Origin of the sequence: Proteiniclasticum sp. (assembly GCF_032054185.1) — a bacterium.
Taxonomy (GTDB): Bacteria; Bacillota; Clostridia; order Clostridiales; family Clostridiaceae; genus Proteiniclasticum.
Genome location: NZ_DAMBTF010000002.1, coordinates 1 through 16843, shown reverse-complemented (window position 1 = coordinate 16843; position 16843 = coordinate 1). Strand labels below are relative to the sequence as shown.

Below are 16843 nucleotides of genomic sequence, written 5' to 3'. Positions count from 1 at the left end.
TGTAGTTTTGACTAACGAAGAGAACAACATTATAGAACAGGAGTACAGCAGACTGCCAGAGCAGGAGCTGCAAAGAAGAGATAAGCTGAAGGCGCTGCAGGAAGAAGGACAGGATCCTTTTGATGTGTATAAGGTGGAAGTTACCCATAACTCCAGAGACATCAAGGAAAATCATGAAGAACTGGCTGGAGTCCTCATAAAGACTGCAGGAAGACTCATGAGAAAAAGAGTGCAGGGTAAAGCGGGCTTCTCAGATATTCATGACAGAGAAGGTAAGCTTCAGTTATACATCAAACTGGACAACGTTGGAGAAGAGAAGCTTAAGTTCTTCAAAACTCTTGATCTAGGTGACTGGATAAGTGTTGAAGGCGAAGTCTTCATCACAAAGACAGGAGAGGTATCTCTTCAGGTGTCATCCTTCGAACTGATTGCCAAGGCACTGAAGCCGCTTCCAGATAAGTGGCATGGCCTTGTCGATCCGGACATCAGATACAGACAGAGAGAAGTGGATCTTATTGTAAATCCTGACGTCAAGGAAAAGATGATCAGACGTACAAAGATCATAAGAGAAATCAGAAACTACCTTGATGCTCGTGGATACCTTGAAGTGGAAACACCGATTCTGTCCCCTATAGCAGGCGGAGCAGCAGCAAGACCGTTCACGACCCATCATAATGCCCTGGATATCGATATGTATCTTAGAATCGCTACAGAGCTGTATCTTAAGAGACTGATTGTCGGAGGATTCGAAAAGGTTTATGACATGGGCAAGAACTTCAGAAATGAAGGGGTAAGTTTCAAGCATAACCCTGAGTTCACCATGATCGAGCTTTATGAAGCCTACAGCGACTATAACGATATGATGGACCTTACAGAAGATCTCATCTCCTCCGTGGCACAGAAGGTTCTTGGAACCATGGTCATAAACTACGGAGAAACAGAAATCAATCTTACTCCACCTTGGAGAAGAGTCAGCATGGCGGATATCGTCAAGGAAGAAACCGGTGTCGATTTCGCCACCATTACACTCGAAGAAGCCCATGCCTATGCGAAGAAGTTCCATATGCAGGATGACTTCAAGTATGACATCAGCCATACTTCAAAGGGTGATGTCCTGAATGCGATGTTCGAGAGATTCTGTGAAGAGAAGCTTATTCAGCCGACATTCATCTACGACTATCCGGTAGAGATTTCACCTCTGACCAAGAAGAAGAGAGGAAATCCGGAGTATACAGAAAGATTTGAAGGATTCATATTCGGCAGAGAAATCTGTAATGCATACTCAGAGCTTAACGATCCGATCGTTCAGAGAGACAGATTCACTCAGCAGGCAAAGGAAAGAGAACTTGGTGATGATGAAGCGTACATGATCGATGAAGAATTCATGAGCGCACTTGAAACAGGAATGCCTCCAACAGGCGGACTGGGTATCGGTGTAGACCGTATCGTCATGTTCCTTACAGATGCACATTCCATAAGAGACGTCATACTCTTCCCGACCATGAAACCACAGGAATAGAAAACTTCAGGAGATCTTCAGCGAAGAAAAAGCTGAGGGTCTCTTTTTATTTGCAAATGATTCTTGACAATATCGTGTATCGATAGTAATCTTTAGTTAGAAATATCGTTACTCGATATTATAAAAGGAAAGGTGGTGAAGGGGATGGCAAGAGATCAGTTTCAGACCCTGACAGAGCCGATGTACTATATTCTTCTTGCTCTACTGGAGGAAGTCTGTGGCGTGGACATTATGGAGAAAGTCGAGGGACTTTCAAAGGGGCGAATTGCAGTAGGGCCTGGAACCCTATATACGCTTCTGGATAAGTTCCTGAAGGTGGGCATGATTGAAGAAACCAGGACGGAAGGCAGAAAGAAAAACTATATCATCACCGAAGAAGGGCTGGGTGCTTTAATTAAAGAGCAGGAAAGACTAAGAACGCTCCTTGATGATGGAGTGAGACTTGTGGATAGAGCAGGGAATGAAAAAGTCTGGAGGGGAAAAGATGTTTAAAAAAGATCGGAGTAAAAGAATAAGGAAAAAGGTCCTGCTTTTCACGTCGACGCCTCTTGAGGTGTCCAGCCTGGAAGCTTTCTTTGAAAGGATGTCCGAGGAAGGGTTTATTGTAAAGGATGCCTTCGGATCATTTTATTTCTTTGAGGAGGCAGTGCCTAAAAAAAGAAAATTCTACGTGGACTATTTCTACAAAGCTTCTTCCATGGATATAGGCCTTGCTCCAGCCACTGAAGACTATCTGGATTACTGCAGAAAAACTTCCTGGACCCATGCTTTCAGCCACCGGAAGATGCAGTGTTTCTATAATGAAGACCTGAATGCACCTGGCATAGAAACGGAAGACGAATTTCGTTTTCGCTCCATATATAAGGCGGCTCTTCCAGAAGTTCTGCCTATACTGTTCACGGTGATCGTATTCGGATTTATGGGTGTGCAGTTTATCGAAAGCGCTTTGTCACAATATACTCAGTTTTCATTCTTCCTATCCTCAACGAATCTATTCGGTTTACTTCTGGGTGTCCTCATACTTGGATTTCAAAGTATCTTTGAAATCTGTCGTATCACTGCTTTTTATCTGAAGAACAGGAAGGCTCTTATGAGAGGCGATGGACTGGTGCTTGCTTCTCCGGAGAAAGCGGAGAAGATCGTGAAAGCAAGATTTTACGGCAAAGCCCTTCTTCTTATACCCCTGACTTGGATTTTAATGGACACTTTGACCGATTCATCTGCTGTGTTCTACAGCATGGGCATCCTTGTCGGACTTCTTCTTCTTTATACGGGTTTTACGAAGACGCGGTTCTCATCGAGAAAAGCCAACATTTTCGTGCTGGTTTTGATCACCTATATTCTGATGCTCTCAAGCACCTGGATTGTTTCGCAAGGTGCATTCGATAATGGAAACATACAGGGATACGAGATTCTTTCAATGGAAGAGCTTGGTTACCCTGCCGAACCAGGGTATAAGGAAGAGGAGTATATAGAGAAAGAGAGCGGGCTCCTTGCCTCTCATTTGAGTTTTTATAAAGGAATAACCTGGGAAGACTATCCTGCTTCGATAAGCGATGTCCAAGGTGTTCTCCCGTTTTACGAGGTGAGCAGTTTTGAAAGCTCAGTTCCATGGGTGATGAGTAAGTATCAGGAACTTTTCATGGAAGAGGGCATGATTGAGGAATCCATTGAAGAACAGTATCCTCTTCTGATCGAACTTGGCTATGAAGGGGTAGTGCTCAGGCAGCATCCATTACATAGTGCTCGTATGTTTCTTAAGAAGGACCACAGCATTCTTGTAGTGAGTACCCATGAACCTTTCTCTGAAGAAAAGGTTCTTCAAGTTCTTGAACTGGTGGAAGTTAAGCACTAATTTTGAAAGAACATAAAAGTGAGAAGTCGATGCAAACAGATTTTCGGGTTTTGCAACGACTTCTTTATTCCTATCTAAGATATTGTGTGCTTCTTAAATTCGATAATATATGCAATAGTAATAGAGCGATAAAATTATGTTGAAGTTCTTAGAGAAACATAGTATTGTGGTGAGGAAAATAGTTATACAACATAATATTGATAGATAACTAAGGAGGGTAAAGATTGAAAATTGATGATGTCATTAACAGATTTAATTCAACTCCTATTCTATTTATAGGATCTGGGATTTCAAGGCGATATTTGAATATGCCTGATTGGAAAGGTCTTCTGGAACATTTTGCGAAGTTGGTTTTTAATGATCCTTTTGTCTATAGCTCTTACGAGAATAAAGCTTAAATATTAGAATGCAAAGCTGGCATAATGCCTAAAATTGCAGAATTGATTCAAAATGATTTTGATGCGAAATGGTTTGTCGATCCTAGTATTAGAAAGGTTGATGGTGAAATTTTAAGTCAAATAAAAGATAGTGGATTATCACCATTTAAGGCTGAGATTTCAACATATATCAAACGGAAGACAAAGGTGGTATCTGCATATCAAGATGAAGTGAATATGCTTGCAAAAATCTCTGAAAAGAGTATTTCGGGAGTAATTACAACCAACTATGATTCTCTTCTTGAAGAAACATTAATTGGATTCAGAAAATATGTTGGACAGAATGAGTTGATTTTTTCTGCCATTCAAGGGATTGCCGAAATATATAAAATTCATGGATCAGTAGAAAATCCGGACAGTATTATTATTAATGAATCAGATTACTTAGCTTTTGATGAAAAGAGTACTTATCTGGCTGCAAAGCTGATGACGATTTTTATGGAGTACCCAATTATTTTTATGGGATATTCTGTAAGTGATGCGAATGTACAGAATATCATCAGGTCTATAGTAAGTTGCCTCGATGAAAAGCAGATCAAAATGCTTGAGGATAGGTTTGTATTTGTTGAATACAAGAAGGATATGGTTGGTGTTGAGGTAAATCCATTCACAATAATGATTGATAATAAACCTTTGGGGATGAGAAAAATGATATTGTCAGATTTTATGATATTATATCGTGCGATGGATACCAAAAAATCAAAGCTTCCAGTAAAAGTTTTGAGAAGATTTAAACAAGAATTATATGACTATACAATTACAAACGTACCAACCGCAAATTTAAGAGTTGCCGCGTTGGATGACAGTCGGGTGGATGACGAAGAACTTGTAATTGCGATTGGAAAAGTTTCGGACCTAGGACTTAGAGGACTTAGTGGAATTGATACAAATGAGTGGTACCGAAATATTGTTTTAGATGATTTAGAATTCTCTTCTGATGAACTTTTAGAGTATGCTTTCTCTAAAGTTCTTAGTCAGAACTCTGGAAAATTGCCAGTTAATAAGTATATTGTTTCGGCTACTAAAGAATTCCAAGAGTGCAAGGAGTTTGCGCAGAAATGGAAGTTTGATAACATAATTTCACCAACTATTCAAAAAAGCAGAAATTGCCTTGGTGGATACAGCTCTGTAAAACAAATATGGAATCTAGAAAAAGGTTCATTGGAACGAGCAACAAGGTTAATATCTCATCTTGAAAGGGCTCAAATTGATGTTGTTGAATTAGAAAGTGTTCTTAAAGAAATATTTGAGGAGGACTATAATTTATTGATAAATAGTAATCCTCCCATTAGGACAAACGTAAGAAGGTTAATCATGGTATATGATTTATTGAAGTGGGGAAATTAAAAGAGCCTCCAGACTCAAGCATTTGTAAACAAACACCGTACTGGAGACCCTTTTTGTTGCGACGCACCTATCAGAGTCAGCATCTATATATAGACACCTTTCTGTTCAGCACAATAGTGATTTAAGTTAATAAAATAATTATACAGATAGGTATGCAACTTGTAAACACCTAAATAATGTATTTAACTTGAACATAAAATTGGGTACAAGTGTAACAAATATCAAAGCGATTTGAACACAACTCCACATTAGTTCTGCACTGATATGAGTTATCCTAAAGAAGTGAGACGTTGATCTTGGCCATCTCTTCTCTGATTTTCTCAGGCCAGATGCTGCTCTGAACTTCTCCGATATGGTATTTCTTCAGCAGGAACTGACAGATTCTGGACTGGCCGATTCCGCCACCCATGGTCTGTGGAAGTTCTCCTTCAAGGAGCTGTCTGTGGAAGGGAAGGCTCATACGGTCCTCTTTGCCTGATTTTCCAAGCTGTGAAAGGAGCGCTTTCCTGTCTACTCTGATGCCCATGGATGAAAGTTCTAGAACATCATCATGAACGCCGTAGTAGAAGAGAAGATCGCCGTTCAGCTGCCAGTCATCGTAGTCAGGGGCTCTTCCGTCATGTTTTTCTCCATCAGGAAGAAGATCACCGATTCCGATGAGAAAATATGCACCGGTTTCTTTGGCAAAGGCTCTCTCTCTTTCCTTAGGTGTTTTATCCGGGTACTTTGCATAGAGTTCTTCTGTTGTGATGAAAGTGATGGTCTCAGGAAGTTCAGGGGTAAGAAACGGATACTTTTCTCTCAAGAGAATCTCCGCATCTTTGAAAATGGAATAGATGATACGCACGGTATCCTTAAGGGTTTCAAGGTTTCTGTCTCCTTCACCGATGATCTTCTCCCAGTCCCACTGATCCACATAGATACTGTGGATGCGGTCAAGGGTTTCATCACGTCTTATGGCATTCATGTTCGTGTAGAGGCCTTCACCCAAAGTGAATTCATAGTCCTTCAGGGCTTTTCTCTTCCACTTGGCAAGAGACTGAACGATTTCCACTTCTTTGCCTGTATCCAGGATATCAAAGGCTACAGGTCTTTCGATACCGTTCAGGTCATCGTTGATACCTGTTCCTCTTTCCACAAACAGTGGAGCGGAGACTCGTGTAAGCAGCAGTCTTTCAGAAAGCTCATGCTCAAAGAAAACTTTGGTCAGTTTGATGGCCTTCTGGGTTTCTTTCAGGGTCATGGTCGGTTTGTACATGGCGGTTTCCTCCTAAAATAAAAAATTCCTCTCCATCCCACAATAGGGACGAAAGGAAAGGCTCTTCCGCGGTACCACCCAGTTTAGCTTTTTATAAGCTCGCTTTTAAGATACAGACATGGTTATTGTCGATATCCGACTCCTATAACGGGGAGTTCCGGCCAGGTCTACTCGTTACCTTTCCTCTGGCAGCTCCGAGGTGTTCTTCAACCATGTTCATGTACCAGGATCACACCATCCCTGACTCTCTTAAACCTTAACCATGATTTACTTCTCTCATCTATGCTTTGTTATATTTCATTATAAGAACTTTCAGGCTGGAGTCAAGAATTATTTTTCGGATTTTTTGTATTGTGCCTGATTTATTTTTCGATTTAAGCCTTGCATTTATCTTTATCCTTGGTATAATAGTTTTTGTAATGACGTTCCGCGATAGCTCAATGGTGGAGCACTCGGCTGTTAACCGATAGGTTGGAGGTTCGAGCCCTCTTCGCGGAGCCATTTTTTTTAATTGAATATCTGCATTGAGAAAGAGAAGTAGTCATTCCCGATTTTTAGAGAGTATCCGGCAGGTGTAAGGATATATTAAGGATGACGAAGGGCGCTTTTGAGTAGAAATGGTATGTAAGAGCAGGGCTTATGCCAAGAAGGGTGGAACCGCGGATTATAAAATCCGTCCCTTCATGGTATAGGCTCTTTTTAGTTATTTCAGCATATATTGGAGGATGATTGTTATGGAAAAAACCATGGATAAAATTGTTGCCTTAAGCAAGGGAAGAGGATTTGTCTATCCTGGATCCGAGATCTACGGTGGGCTCGCTAATTCCTGGGACTACGGTCCATTAGGCGTTGAACTGAAAAACAACATAAAGAAGGCCTGGTGGAAGCGATTCATCCAGGAAAGTCCATACAATGTGGGACTTGATTCCGCGATCCTCATGAATCCGGAAGTCTGGGTGGCATCAGGTCACGTGGGCGGATTCTCAGATCCCCTTATGGACTGCAAGGAATGTAAGGCAAGATTCAGAGCGGATAAGCTTGTGGAAGACCACATGACAGAGCAGGGCGTTGAATATGCCTCAGCTGACGGATTCAGTGAAGAAGAGCTTAAGGGTTATATGGATGAGCACGGCATCGTGTGTCCGAAGTGCGGAAAGAAGAACTTCACGGAGATCAGAAAATTCAACCTGATGTTCAAGACATTCCTTGGCATCACAGATGATTCAAAGACAGAGATCTACTTAAGACCCGAAACCGCTCAGGGTATCTTTGTGAACTTCAAGAATATCCAGAGAACCTCAAGAAAGAAGGTTCCATTTGGTATCGGACAGATCGGTAAGTCCTTCAGAAATGAGATTACACCGGGTAACTTCATTTTCAGAACCAGAGAATTTGAACAGATGGAACTGGAATTCTTCTGCAAGCCAGGAACAGACCTTGAATGGTTCGAGTACTGGAAGAAATACTGCTGGGATTTCCTTCTTGATCTTGGTCTGACTGAAGAAAACATGAGAATGAGAAACCATGCACCGGAAGAGCTTTCTTTCTACAGTGTGGGTACAGCAGATATCGAATTCAGATTCCCGTTCGGATGGGGAGAGCTTTGGGGGATTGCGGACAGAACAGATTATGACCTAAAGCAGCATGCAGAGCACTCCAAGGCAGACATGAACTACCTTGATCCTGTAACCAACGAGAAGTTTGTGCCTTACTGCGTGGAACCTTCGGTAGGTGTAGACAGAATGCTTCTGTCATTCCTGTCGGATGCGTACACAGAAGAGGAACTGGAAGGCGGAGATGTGAGAACAGTGCTTAAGTTCCATCCGGCACTGGCTCCTGTTAAAGCTGCGGTTCTACCGCTGTCAAAGAAGCTTTCCGAGAAGGCTCTTGAAGTCTACGAGCAGCTATCCAAGCATTTCAACATCGAGTATGATGATGCGGGAAGCATCGGAAAAAGATACAGAAGACAGGATGAGATCGGTACACCGCTCTGCATCACAATAGATTTTGATACTTTAGAAGATCAGTCAGTTACAGTGAGAGACCGTGATACCATGGAACAGATCAGACTTTCTGTGTTTGATCTGGCTGACTATATCGAAAAGAAACTGGAATTCTAATAAAGACGGATAAGATGGAAGTATGCTGCTTCCATCTTATTTCCGTTATGCCATCAGGCAGATCAGGAGAGAGCGTTTGCAGTTTCAGAGAAATCAGATAGAATGAAAGTAGAATTTAAAGGAATCAGGAGGAAACATGAAAGAAAACAGCAGGAAAAAAACGTCTCAGAAACAGGTTGCGGAGACATCAGCTAAAAAGACTGTGGATAATGTCTACAATCTCATCATGGCCAATGCCATGTTCATCCTATTCAATATCCACATCCTGATTTATCTTATCTTTATCGGACAGCCGGAGAGCATCGGAACGTATTACCTCACCATGGGTGTATTAAGTCTGAATCTTGTGCCCAGCTATACCGCTCTCCTTTATACTGTGATGGCCATGAAAACCGAAAAGAAAAGTGTCGTCCGTCTGTTTATGGAAGGATACAGAAAGAGTGTAAAAACGGCTCTTCTCATCGGTGTGATCGGTACACTCATCATCACCTTCAGTCTCTACAATAATCTTTTCTTTATGATTGAAGGAATGGAATCCGCCTACTTCGCATCTCAGATGGGGATTTTCTTCACACTGTTTGCAGCTGCAGCTGCAGTGCCTGTTATGGTCCGTAATGATGGCGGGAAGTTCAGAGAAATCTTCAGAAAAACAAAAGACAGCTTTTTCAGACTCCTTTTAGGCGCAGCACTGGCTGTGCTGATTATGGGTCTATCCATATTCTTTGCACGCTATATCGTGTTCCCGCTGATATTCGGGTTCGGACTGGCTGCAATGGCTCAGGAAGCATTATCGGAAAAAGTACTGGCTCCGAAAAGAAAGGTAAGGAAATAAGCAATGAGCATAGATTTTAATCGTTTCAAACAGGATATTATAGGAAAAAAAGTTGGTGTTGTCGGACTTGGTGTGAGCAACATCCCGCTCATCAGATATCTGCTTACTTTAGGTGCAGAGGTCTACGGCTTCGACCAGAGAAAACTTGAAGCGCTTTCTCAGGAAGTGCATGATTTCAGAAGTGAGGTCAGGCTTTCCTTAGGAGAGAACTATCTTGATGATTTGAAGGGTCTTGATATGATCTTCAAGACACCGGGGATGCGCATTGACCATCCCGCTCTTCTAAGCGCAAAGGAAGAAGGCGCAGTGATTACTTCAGAGATGGATGAGTTTCTCAAGTACTGCAGCGCAAGAACCATCGGAATCACCGGAAGCGACGGAAAAACCACGACTACAACTGTAGTGGGGGAAATTCTGAAAAAAGCAGGCTATCATGTATATGTGGGTGGAAATATCGGGACACCGCTCTTTACAAAGCTTGATGAAATCAAGCCAAGTGATGTGGTTGTTCTGGAACTGTCGAGTTTTCAGCTCATGACCATGACGAACTCACCGGAAATCGCCATCGTGACAAATCTTTCGCCCAATCATCTGGACATGCATAAAGACATGCAGGAGTATATCGAGGCGAAGATGAATATCTTCCGTTACCAGAAACCTGGAGATCTCCTGATTCTCAATGAAGACAACGAAATCACAAAATCCTTTGCCCCACTTGCTAACGGGAAGGTGGAGTTCTTCTCCTCAAAGAATGAAAATGAAGATGCATACTTCAGCGACGGCAGTCTGTACCTGCGCTATGAGCGTATTGTGGATCTTTCTGAAATGAAGGTGAAGGGCGTACACAATGCTGAGAATTTTCTTGCCGCATTCCTTGCAGTGGAGGATTTTGTGCAGAAACCCATCATGAGAGAACTTGCACTTTCCTTCCCGGGCGTCAAGCACAGATGTCAGTTCATAAGAGAGCATGAAGGCGTAAGATATTATAACGACTCCATCGCCTCCAGTCCCACAAGAACTCTTGCAAGCATCAGCTCACTGGAGAAGAAAGTGAATGTCATTCTGGGCGGCTATGACAAGCAGCTTGACTTCGCTCCTCTTGCGGAAGAAGGATATAAATACATCAAAAATGCCATTCTGGTGGGTGACACCCGCCATAAGATCCAGGAATCATTCAGAACTGCATCGAAGAAGTCCGGACAGCAGATCCCCATACATATGGCTGAAACCTTTGAAGATGCAGTGAAAAAGCTGAGAGCGATCAGCCAGGAGGGTGACCTTGCGATTCTTTCACCGGCCTGTGCAAGTTTTGATCTGTTCAGGAATTTTGAGGAACGAGGAGACCGGTTTGTGCAACTGGTCAATGAATTCTAAAAAATATTACGGTTCATCGTTTTTCTGACTCTATTTAATTGTATGAATGCGGATTTTAGGGTAAAATTTATGAGAAGCAGTAAACTAAAGAAACGGGTATAAGATTTGGCCTTTAAGGCTACAGGAGGGTAAAATGAACAACAATACCAACATTAAAAAAATCGGGATAATGACTGGTGGAGGAGATTGCCCAGGACTTAATCCAGTAATCAGAGCAGTGACAAAGACTGCAATCAATGAGTTCGGATGGGAAGTCGTCGGTATCAGAAACGGATATAAGGGACTCTATGAGAATGACTGGGTGAAGCTTGATGAGAAATCGACATCCGGACTCCTTCATAAGGGCGGAACGATGCTATACAGCTCCAATAAGGACAACCTGTTCCATTACCTGGTGGAAGAAAACGGCGAAATGGTTTATAGAGATGTATCAGATGTTGGTGTGGAAAACATAAAGAATCTGGGCATCGATGTCATGTTCATCGTAGGCGGAGACGGAACACTGACCTCAGCAAGAGATTTTGCGAGAAAAGGCGTTCAGGTTATCGCGATTCCAAAGACCATCGACAATGACCTTGCTTCAACAGATACGACATTCGGATTCTCAACTGCTGTAAATGTGGCAACAGAAGCTCTGGACAGACTTCATACCACAGCGGCATCACATCATAGAATCATGGTTCTTGAAGTTATGGGCAGATATGCCGGATGGATCGCTCTTCATGCCGGTATTGCCGGAGGCGCGGATGCCATACTTCTTCCTGAGATTCCTTATGATATCCATAAGGTTGCTGAAAAGATCGAAGAGAGAAAGCAGAAGGGAAAGAACTTCTCTGTCATCGTAGTGGGAGAAGGTGCAAGACCAGTTGACGGCGAAGTGGTTGTAAGAGACGTCATAGAAGATTCACCGGATCCGATCAGACTCGGCGGCATCGGAATCAAGGTTGCACACGATCTTGAAAAGCTCTGCGGAAATGAGACAAGAGCAACAATTCTTGGACATCTGCAAAGAGGCGGAAGCCCATCAGCATCAGACAGAATCCTGTCCACAAGATACGGAGTTGCTGCGGTAAGACTTGCAGCTGCCGGTAAGTTCGGAAACATGGTGACTTTAAAGGGAGACAACATGTCCTATGATTCCCTTGAAAATGTCATCGGAAGAAAGTCAAAGAATGTCAATCCGACAGGAGAACTAGTGGAGACTGCAAAATCCATCGGTATTTCTTTCGGAATATAGAAACACAGACAAAGAGCTGTATCTTTAAAGAGATGCAGCTCTTTTTTTGTCCTCCATTTATGATTCTGTTTAGGACGTCTGAAGATCATGACTACTGGAAAACTACTGGAAAACAAAGAAAAGATTGACAGAAACATATAAATTGCAAACGATTACTTGTTGTGCACACGTTTGCATGATATAATCTGAGCAAGAAAAAACCCGAAGAATAAATTAAAGGATAGGTATTTTTATGCGCAAAAACAGAGTATATCGTCATGTGGGGTTAATGCTTCTGCTGGTGTTTCTACTGACACCCGTCTTGTCGCTGAAGGACATCACAACCGCCAGGGCGGCGAATGATTTGGAGATCACGGTTCACTATCAGAGAGCCGATGGAGACTACGAGGACTGGAACCTGTGGCTTTTTGAAGAGGGAGGTCAGGGGGAGGAATTCAGGTTCTCAGAAGAGGATGAGTACGGAAAGACCGCTGTTGTAAGGAAAACCTCCGAAAAAACACGATTCGGTTTTCTTGTGAGAAAAGGAAACTGGGTAGAAAAAGACATCGATACAGACCGGTTCTTTGATACCGCCGGAGGAAAAGCCGAAATCTGGCTGAAATCAGGAGTTCACATCGGATGATGACTACGGAAAGCTTGCCGTGATCGGTATTGACGCAGCAGATGTTCAGGAAGTGGGATTCATCGTCAGAAAAGGAGAATGGGAAGCGAAAGATGTGGATATGGACCGCTTCATCTCCATAGGCAAAGCCAAAGATGGTGTACTGGATGTGTACCTTCTGGAGAAGGATCCGAATATCTACTATGCAGAAGAGGATGTAGATCTTTCGCCGAAAATTCTTAAGGCCGAACTGACCACGGTAAACAAGATCAGAGCAGATCTGTCCATACCCATGACGCTTCTTCATGACCAGAATGAAGGATTAACCATAAAATCCGGTGAAGAAGAAGTGGAGATACAGACCATCTATTTCTCTGAAGGTGGAAGACCGGAGACCTCCACTCAGTTGGAAATCCTGCTTGCTGAGCCTCTGACCCTTGGAAAAACCTATACGTTAAGCAAGGAGGGTTATGGTGAAAAGGACATCATGATGAGCGGGGTGTTCTCCACAAAGGCATTTGAAAATGCGTATCATTATGACGGGGAGCTTGGTGCAGTCCATGAGCCGGGGAAAACGACATTCAGGCTCTGGGCACCGACAGCAACCAGTGTCGCGCTTAATCTGTTCACCTCAGGAAATGAAGGTGAAGCCTATGAGACCATAAACATGGAGAAAAAAGAAAGGGGCGTATGGGAAACTGAAGTAAGAGAGGATCTTCATGGCGTGTACTATACCTACTCTGTGGAAAATCTCGGTGTCATCCAGGAAGCGGTTGACCCTTATGCAAGGGCAGTCGGAGTAAACGGTCTAAGAGGTATGGTTGTGGATCTCGACAAGACAGATCCTCTTGGATGGTCAGAGGACAGTAAGCCTGAATTCAAGGAAGGCCTCATCGAGATGAGAAAAAATCATCCTGCTTTCCATATGGACAGTGCAGATGAAATCAGAGAACATCTCTCCTTCATTGATATGCCTAAGGAGAAGATGGTGGGTTACAGACTGGATGGAGCTGCTGTCGGAGACAGCTGGAGCGAAATCATTGTGCTCATGAATGCAGGTACAGACAGTGTCAGCTACACTGTCGAGGGAAGCTGGGACATTATGGTCAATGGCGAGAAAGCGGGAACAGCACCTCTTGCCTCAATTGAAGGCGAAGTGGAGGTGCCGGAACAGACGCTTATGGTTCTGGCAAAATCTGCCGGAGAAACACCATCTCCAGCAGAAGGGGAAAAGACTTCAGACGGTCAGGATATGATGCTGATCATCATCCTGATTCTAGGCGCAGGCCTTGCAGGCTATATCATCTATAAAGGCAGAGTAAACAGAAAGGCCGCATAATAGGCAAAGGATCAAGAGTCATCTTTATAAAAGAGCTTATCACTTTTCCTTTGACGCTTTTTTTCCAGTGCCATATCCACTACAATAGAAAGAAAAGCGCAAGGAGAATATATCATGGAAAGTAACAGAAACAGTCAGCCTGTGATCAGGATCCTTCATGCCAGCGAAGGGAATCTCAAGGATGTGTCGCTGGATATCCCGAAAAACAGTCTGGTGGTGTTTACCGGTCTTTCAGGTTCAGGTAAGTCGACCCTTGCAGTTGATACCCTCTATCAGGAGTGTCAGAGGCAGTATCTGGAGGCCATCGGTTATCAGGGCATCAGAAAACCGGATGTGGAATCCATCATGAATCTGTCCCCTGCAATAAAAATCGCCCAGAGCGAATACCATAAAAACCCAAGATCTTCTGTGGGTACCGTAACCAATATCTATACAGAGCTCAGAATGATCTTTGAGAAGCTGCATGAAAGATCCTGTCCATCCTGCGAAAAGATGATTCGGTCATCAGAATGCAAAGAGGAGCTGGAGAAGAACGGGAATGATTTCAAGGTTTATATGTACTGCAGCAGGTGCGGACATAAAATGGAGAAACTCACAAGAGGCCACTTTTCCTACAATACGAGAGAAGGCGCCTGCGAAACCTGTCATGGTCTTGGTGAGGTGCTGAAAATCAATATGGAAAATATCCTCAATGAAGATCTCTCACTGGAAGAAGGTGCAGTATCATACTGGGATCATGCCTATAAAGACTATTCCATAGGCAATGTCAATGCGTCCTTCAGGTATTACGGTCTGGAGGCATCAGGAAACAGACCGGTCAAAGCCTATAATGAGGGGCAGAGGATCCTTCTTCTTTATGGAGCAGAAAGCGATGAGGCAAAAGCCCATTTCAAAGACGTCCAGGTGCCCAGAAAGGTTTCTGATGGACGGTTTGAAGGAATTCTCACGACAATGTGGCGCAGACTCGATGATAAAGGAAGTGTGACAGCCCAGCTTGAGCCTTACTTTATCTCGGGAACCTGCGACAGCTGTAGCGGAAACAAGCTGAAGAAGCTGCCCGGATCGGTTGAGGTTCACGGAAGGACCATCACCTCGCTTTCTCTGCTCTCACTGATTGAGCTTCTGGAGTGGATAGAGGGTATAGAAAAGGAGCTGAGCAGTTCCGAGGTATCCATGGTCAGTGTCTATCTCAGTGACATGAAGACAAAGGTAAGAAGACTTGTCAGCGGTGGGATCGGTTATCTGTCTCTTGACAGAAAGACCATGACGCTCTCCGGAGGAGAAGCCCAGAGGATGAAGCTTGCGGCGACTCTTGACTCGACACTCACCGGAGTCATCTATATCATGGATGAGCCGACTGTAGGGCTTCACCCGAAAGATACAGAGGGTATCATGAAGATCCTGAAAAATCTGAGGGATCTGGGCAATACGGTCATTGTCATCGAGCATGATACAGATGTCATGAAAGAAGCGGACCATGTCATTGATATTGGTCCGGGAGCGGGAAAGTATGGCGGCGAAATTATCGGACAGGGTACGTATGATGAACTTCTGTCTCTTGAAAGCTCTGTTACTGGAAGGTACTTAAGTTCTGAGCACAAAACAGTACATACCTATAGGACCCATGATGACGGGTATATCGAAGTCAATGACGGGTCAATGTTCAATCTGAAGTCTGTCCATGGGAGGTTTCCGAGAAAATGCCTGACCTCAGTTACGGGGGTATCGTGGTCAGGAAAATCCACTCTTGTATTTGAAATCCTTGCAAAAGGAGATTCATCGGAGAAGCAGAACATAAACAGGGTAAGCGGGACACAGGACTTTGACAGCATCGTCATGGTAGAACAGTCTGCTCTGAGCAGAATGAAACGCTCGAACGTGGCAACCTATTCCGGAGTGTATTCGGATGTGAGAAAACTGTTCGGAACGCTTATAGAGGCAAAAGAACATGGACTAGATGCCAAGCACTTCTCGTTCAATACAATAGGTGGCAGATGTGAAAGGTGCGAGGGACTTGGCTATGTCACAAGCAATATGCTCTTTTTCGAGAATGTGGATGTGATCTGCCCGGAATGCAATGGAAAGCAGTTCAACGATCAGGTTCTTTCCGTGAAATACAAGGACCACTCCATACATGAAGTGCTGAAACTCTCTGTTGAAGAGGCCGCAGATCTTTTTAAGGAGAAGAGAGGCATGAAGAAGATTCTTGGACTTCTTATGGATGTCGGCCTGGGGTATCTGGAGCTGGGACAGACCCTTACAACGCTTTCTGGTGGAGAAGGACAGAGACTGAAGCTTGCCAAAGAGCTGATTCAGAGTGAAGGAAAGAAGATCCTGTATCTCATCGATGAACCCACAACTGGGCTTCATCCATTGGATGTGGAGAGGTTTCTGATCCTTTTGAACAGAATCGTTGATGCGGGCAATACAGTAGTGGTCGTGGAACATAATATTCAGGTGATCGAGGCTTCGGACTGGATCATCGATCTTGGGCCTTCTGGTGGGATATATGGAGGAGAAGTCATAGCCATGGGTACACCGGTGGAAGTGGCAGAAGATAAAAATTCGGTAACCGGAAAGTATATCTATGCCCGATAACTTGAACATCTAGAACAGGATCAGAGCACATCATGAGGCGGAAGTTGTGCTCTGAACTTTTTTTGAAGTTTCATCAACAGCATTGTCCTTGCAAGGTGTGGATAAAGGCGGTTTCACTGAAATTATTTGTGGAAAATAGTTCATTTTTCCATTGTATTCATTTATCTGCTATGGTATTATATCTAAGTCAGCGATTTAAGCAGATGACATTGACAGATTCTGCAAAAAAGTGATAAGATATAAGAGCTCGCTTGAGTGAGCAGAAAGAAACAGTTCTTTGAAAATTAAACAGAATATAGGTAAAAAACAAAGTGAACTTCTGAGCA

General features: G+C 43.4%; 13 protein-coding genes, 1 tRNA gene and 1 other annotated feature. Of the genes, 13 read left to right on the top strand and 1 reads right to left on the bottom strand.

Features of this window, described 5'->3' with window-relative positions; translation table 11 throughout:
* Positions 1 to 7 precede the first annotated feature (7 nt).
* The 5 genes from lysS to RTX25_RS01095 all read left to right on the top strand — a co-directional run bounded on the left by lysS (position 8) and on the right by RTX25_RS01095 (position 5158).
* A complete protein-coding gene (gene lysS / locus RTX25_RS01115) occupies positions 8 to 1519 on the top strand; it encodes a lysine--tRNA ligase (protein ID WP_312649523.1) in 1512 nt (503 codons plus the stop codon).
* Positions 1520 to 1663: 144 nt separating this feature from the next.
* Positions 1664 to 2011: a helix-turn-helix transcriptional regulator gene (locus RTX25_RS01110; protein WP_312649521.1), complete on the top strand. Its 348-nt coding sequence runs from the start codon at positions 1664 to 1666 to the stop codon at positions 2009 to 2011.
* Positions 2004 to 3374, top strand: a complete 1371-nt coding sequence (locus RTX25_RS01105) for a DUF2812 domain-containing protein (protein WP_312649519.1) — start codon at positions 2004 to 2006, stop codon at positions 3372 to 3374. The genes RTX25_RS01110 and RTX25_RS01105 overlap by 8 nt, the downstream gene beginning before the upstream one ends.
* A 224-nt stretch (positions 3375 to 3598) precedes the next feature.
* On the top strand, positions 3599 to 3772 hold the full coding sequence (locus RTX25_RS01100) for a hypothetical protein (protein ID WP_312649517.1): 174 nt from the start codon (positions 3599 to 3601) through the stop codon (positions 3770 to 3772).
* Between the two features lie 24 nt (positions 3773 to 3796).
* Positions 3797 to 5158 (top strand): SIR2 family protein, encoded by a 1362-nt coding sequence (locus RTX25_RS01095; RefSeq protein WP_312649515.1) that lies wholly within the window; start codon positions 3797 to 3799, stop codon positions 5156 to 5158.
* Positions 5159 to 5432: 274 nt separating this feature from the next.
* Here the strand turns inward: RTX25_RS01095 and asnA are convergent, their stop codons facing one another.
* On the bottom strand, positions 5433 to 6416 hold the full coding sequence (gene asnA / locus RTX25_RS01090; RefSeq protein WP_312649514.1) for an aspartate--ammonia ligase: 984 nt from the start codon (positions 6414 to 6416) through the stop codon (positions 5433 to 5435).
* 41 nt (positions 6417 to 6457) lie between these two features.
* Positions 6458 to 6708, bottom strand: a binding site (T-box leader).
* A 134-nt stretch (positions 6709 to 6842) separates the two neighbouring features.
* Here asnA and RTX25_RS01085 point away from each other — a divergent pair.
* The 8 genes from RTX25_RS01085 (at position 6843) to RTX25_RS01050 (ending at position 16517) form a co-directional block, all read left to right on the top strand.
* Positions 6843 to 6917 (top strand) — tRNA-Asn (locus RTX25_RS01085).
* A gap of 227 nt (positions 6918 to 7144) precedes the next feature.
* Entirely contained in the window at positions 7145 to 8536 is a 1392-nt protein-coding gene (locus tag RTX25_RS01080) for a glycine--tRNA ligase (RefSeq protein ID WP_312649809.1), read from the top strand.
* 136 nt (positions 8537 to 8672) lie between these two features.
* On the top strand, positions 8673 to 9368 hold the full coding sequence (locus RTX25_RS01075; RefSeq protein WP_312649512.1) for a DUF624 domain-containing protein: 696 nt from the start codon (positions 8673 to 8675) through the stop codon (positions 9366 to 9368).
* Positions 9369 to 9371: 3 nt separating this feature from the next.
* Positions 9372 to 10742, top strand: coding sequence for a UDP-N-acetylmuramoyl-L-alanine--D-glutamate ligase (murD, locus tag RTX25_RS01070; RefSeq protein WP_312649510.1), 1371 nt, complete (start codon positions 9372 to 9374; stop codon positions 10740 to 10742).
* A gap of 133 nt (positions 10743 to 10875) precedes the next feature.
* A complete protein-coding gene (locus RTX25_RS01065) occupies positions 10876 to 11979 on the top strand; it encodes a 6-phosphofructokinase (RefSeq protein WP_312649508.1) in 1104 nt (367 codons plus the stop codon).
* A gap of 232 nt (positions 11980 to 12211) precedes the next feature.
* The gene (locus tag RTX25_RS01060) at positions 12212 to 12601 is read left to right on the top strand and encodes a pullulanase-associated domain-containing protein (protein WP_312649507.1); all 390 of its coding nucleotides are present in this window, start codon (positions 12212 to 12214) and stop codon (positions 12599 to 12601) included.
* Positions 12602 to 12620: 19 nt separating this feature from the next.
* Positions 12621 to 13919 (top strand): hypothetical protein, encoded by a 1299-nt coding sequence (locus RTX25_RS01055; RefSeq protein WP_312649505.1) that lies wholly within the window; start codon positions 12621 to 12623, stop codon positions 13917 to 13919.
* A 114-nt stretch (positions 13920 to 14033) separates the two neighbouring features.
* On the top strand, positions 14034 to 16517 hold the full coding sequence (locus RTX25_RS01050; RefSeq protein ID WP_312649503.1) for an excinuclease ABC subunit UvrA: 2484 nt from the start codon (positions 14034 to 14036) through the stop codon (positions 16515 to 16517).
* The last annotated feature ends 326 nt before the right edge of the window (positions 16518 to 16843 follow it).

Coding starts and splice junctions, on each gene's coding strand:
- RTX25_RS01110 (WP_312649521.1), top strand. CDS start 1,664: ATGGCAAGAGATCAGTTTCAGACCCTGACAGAGCCGATGTACTATATT.
- murD (WP_312649510.1), top strand. CDS start 9,372: ATGAGCATAGATTTTAATCGTTTCAAACAGGATATTATAGGAAAAAAA.
- RTX25_RS01050 (WP_312649503.1), top strand. CDS start 14,034: ATGGAAAGTAACAGAAACAGTCAGCCTGTGATCAGGATCCTTCATGCC.
- RTX25_RS01095 (WP_312649515.1), top strand. CDS start 3,797: ATGCCTAAAATTGCAGAATTGATTCAAAATGATTTTGATGCGAAATGG.
- RTX25_RS01075 (WP_312649512.1), top strand. CDS start 8,673: ATGAAAGAAAACAGCAGGAAAAAAACGTCTCAGAAACAGGTTGCGGAG.
- RTX25_RS01105 (WP_312649519.1), top strand. CDS start 2,004: ATGTTTAAAAAAGATCGGAGTAAAAGAATAAGGAAAAAGGTCCTGCTT.
- RTX25_RS01065 (WP_312649508.1), top strand. CDS start 10,876: ATGAACAACAATACCAACATTAAAAAAATCGGGATAATGACTGGTGGA.
- asnA (WP_312649514.1), bottom strand. CDS start 6,416: ATGTACAAACCGACCATGACCCTGAAAGAAACCCAGAAGGCCATCAAA.
- RTX25_RS01060 (WP_312649507.1), top strand. CDS start 12,212: ATGCGCAAAAACAGAGTATATCGTCATGTGGGGTTAATGCTTCTGCTG.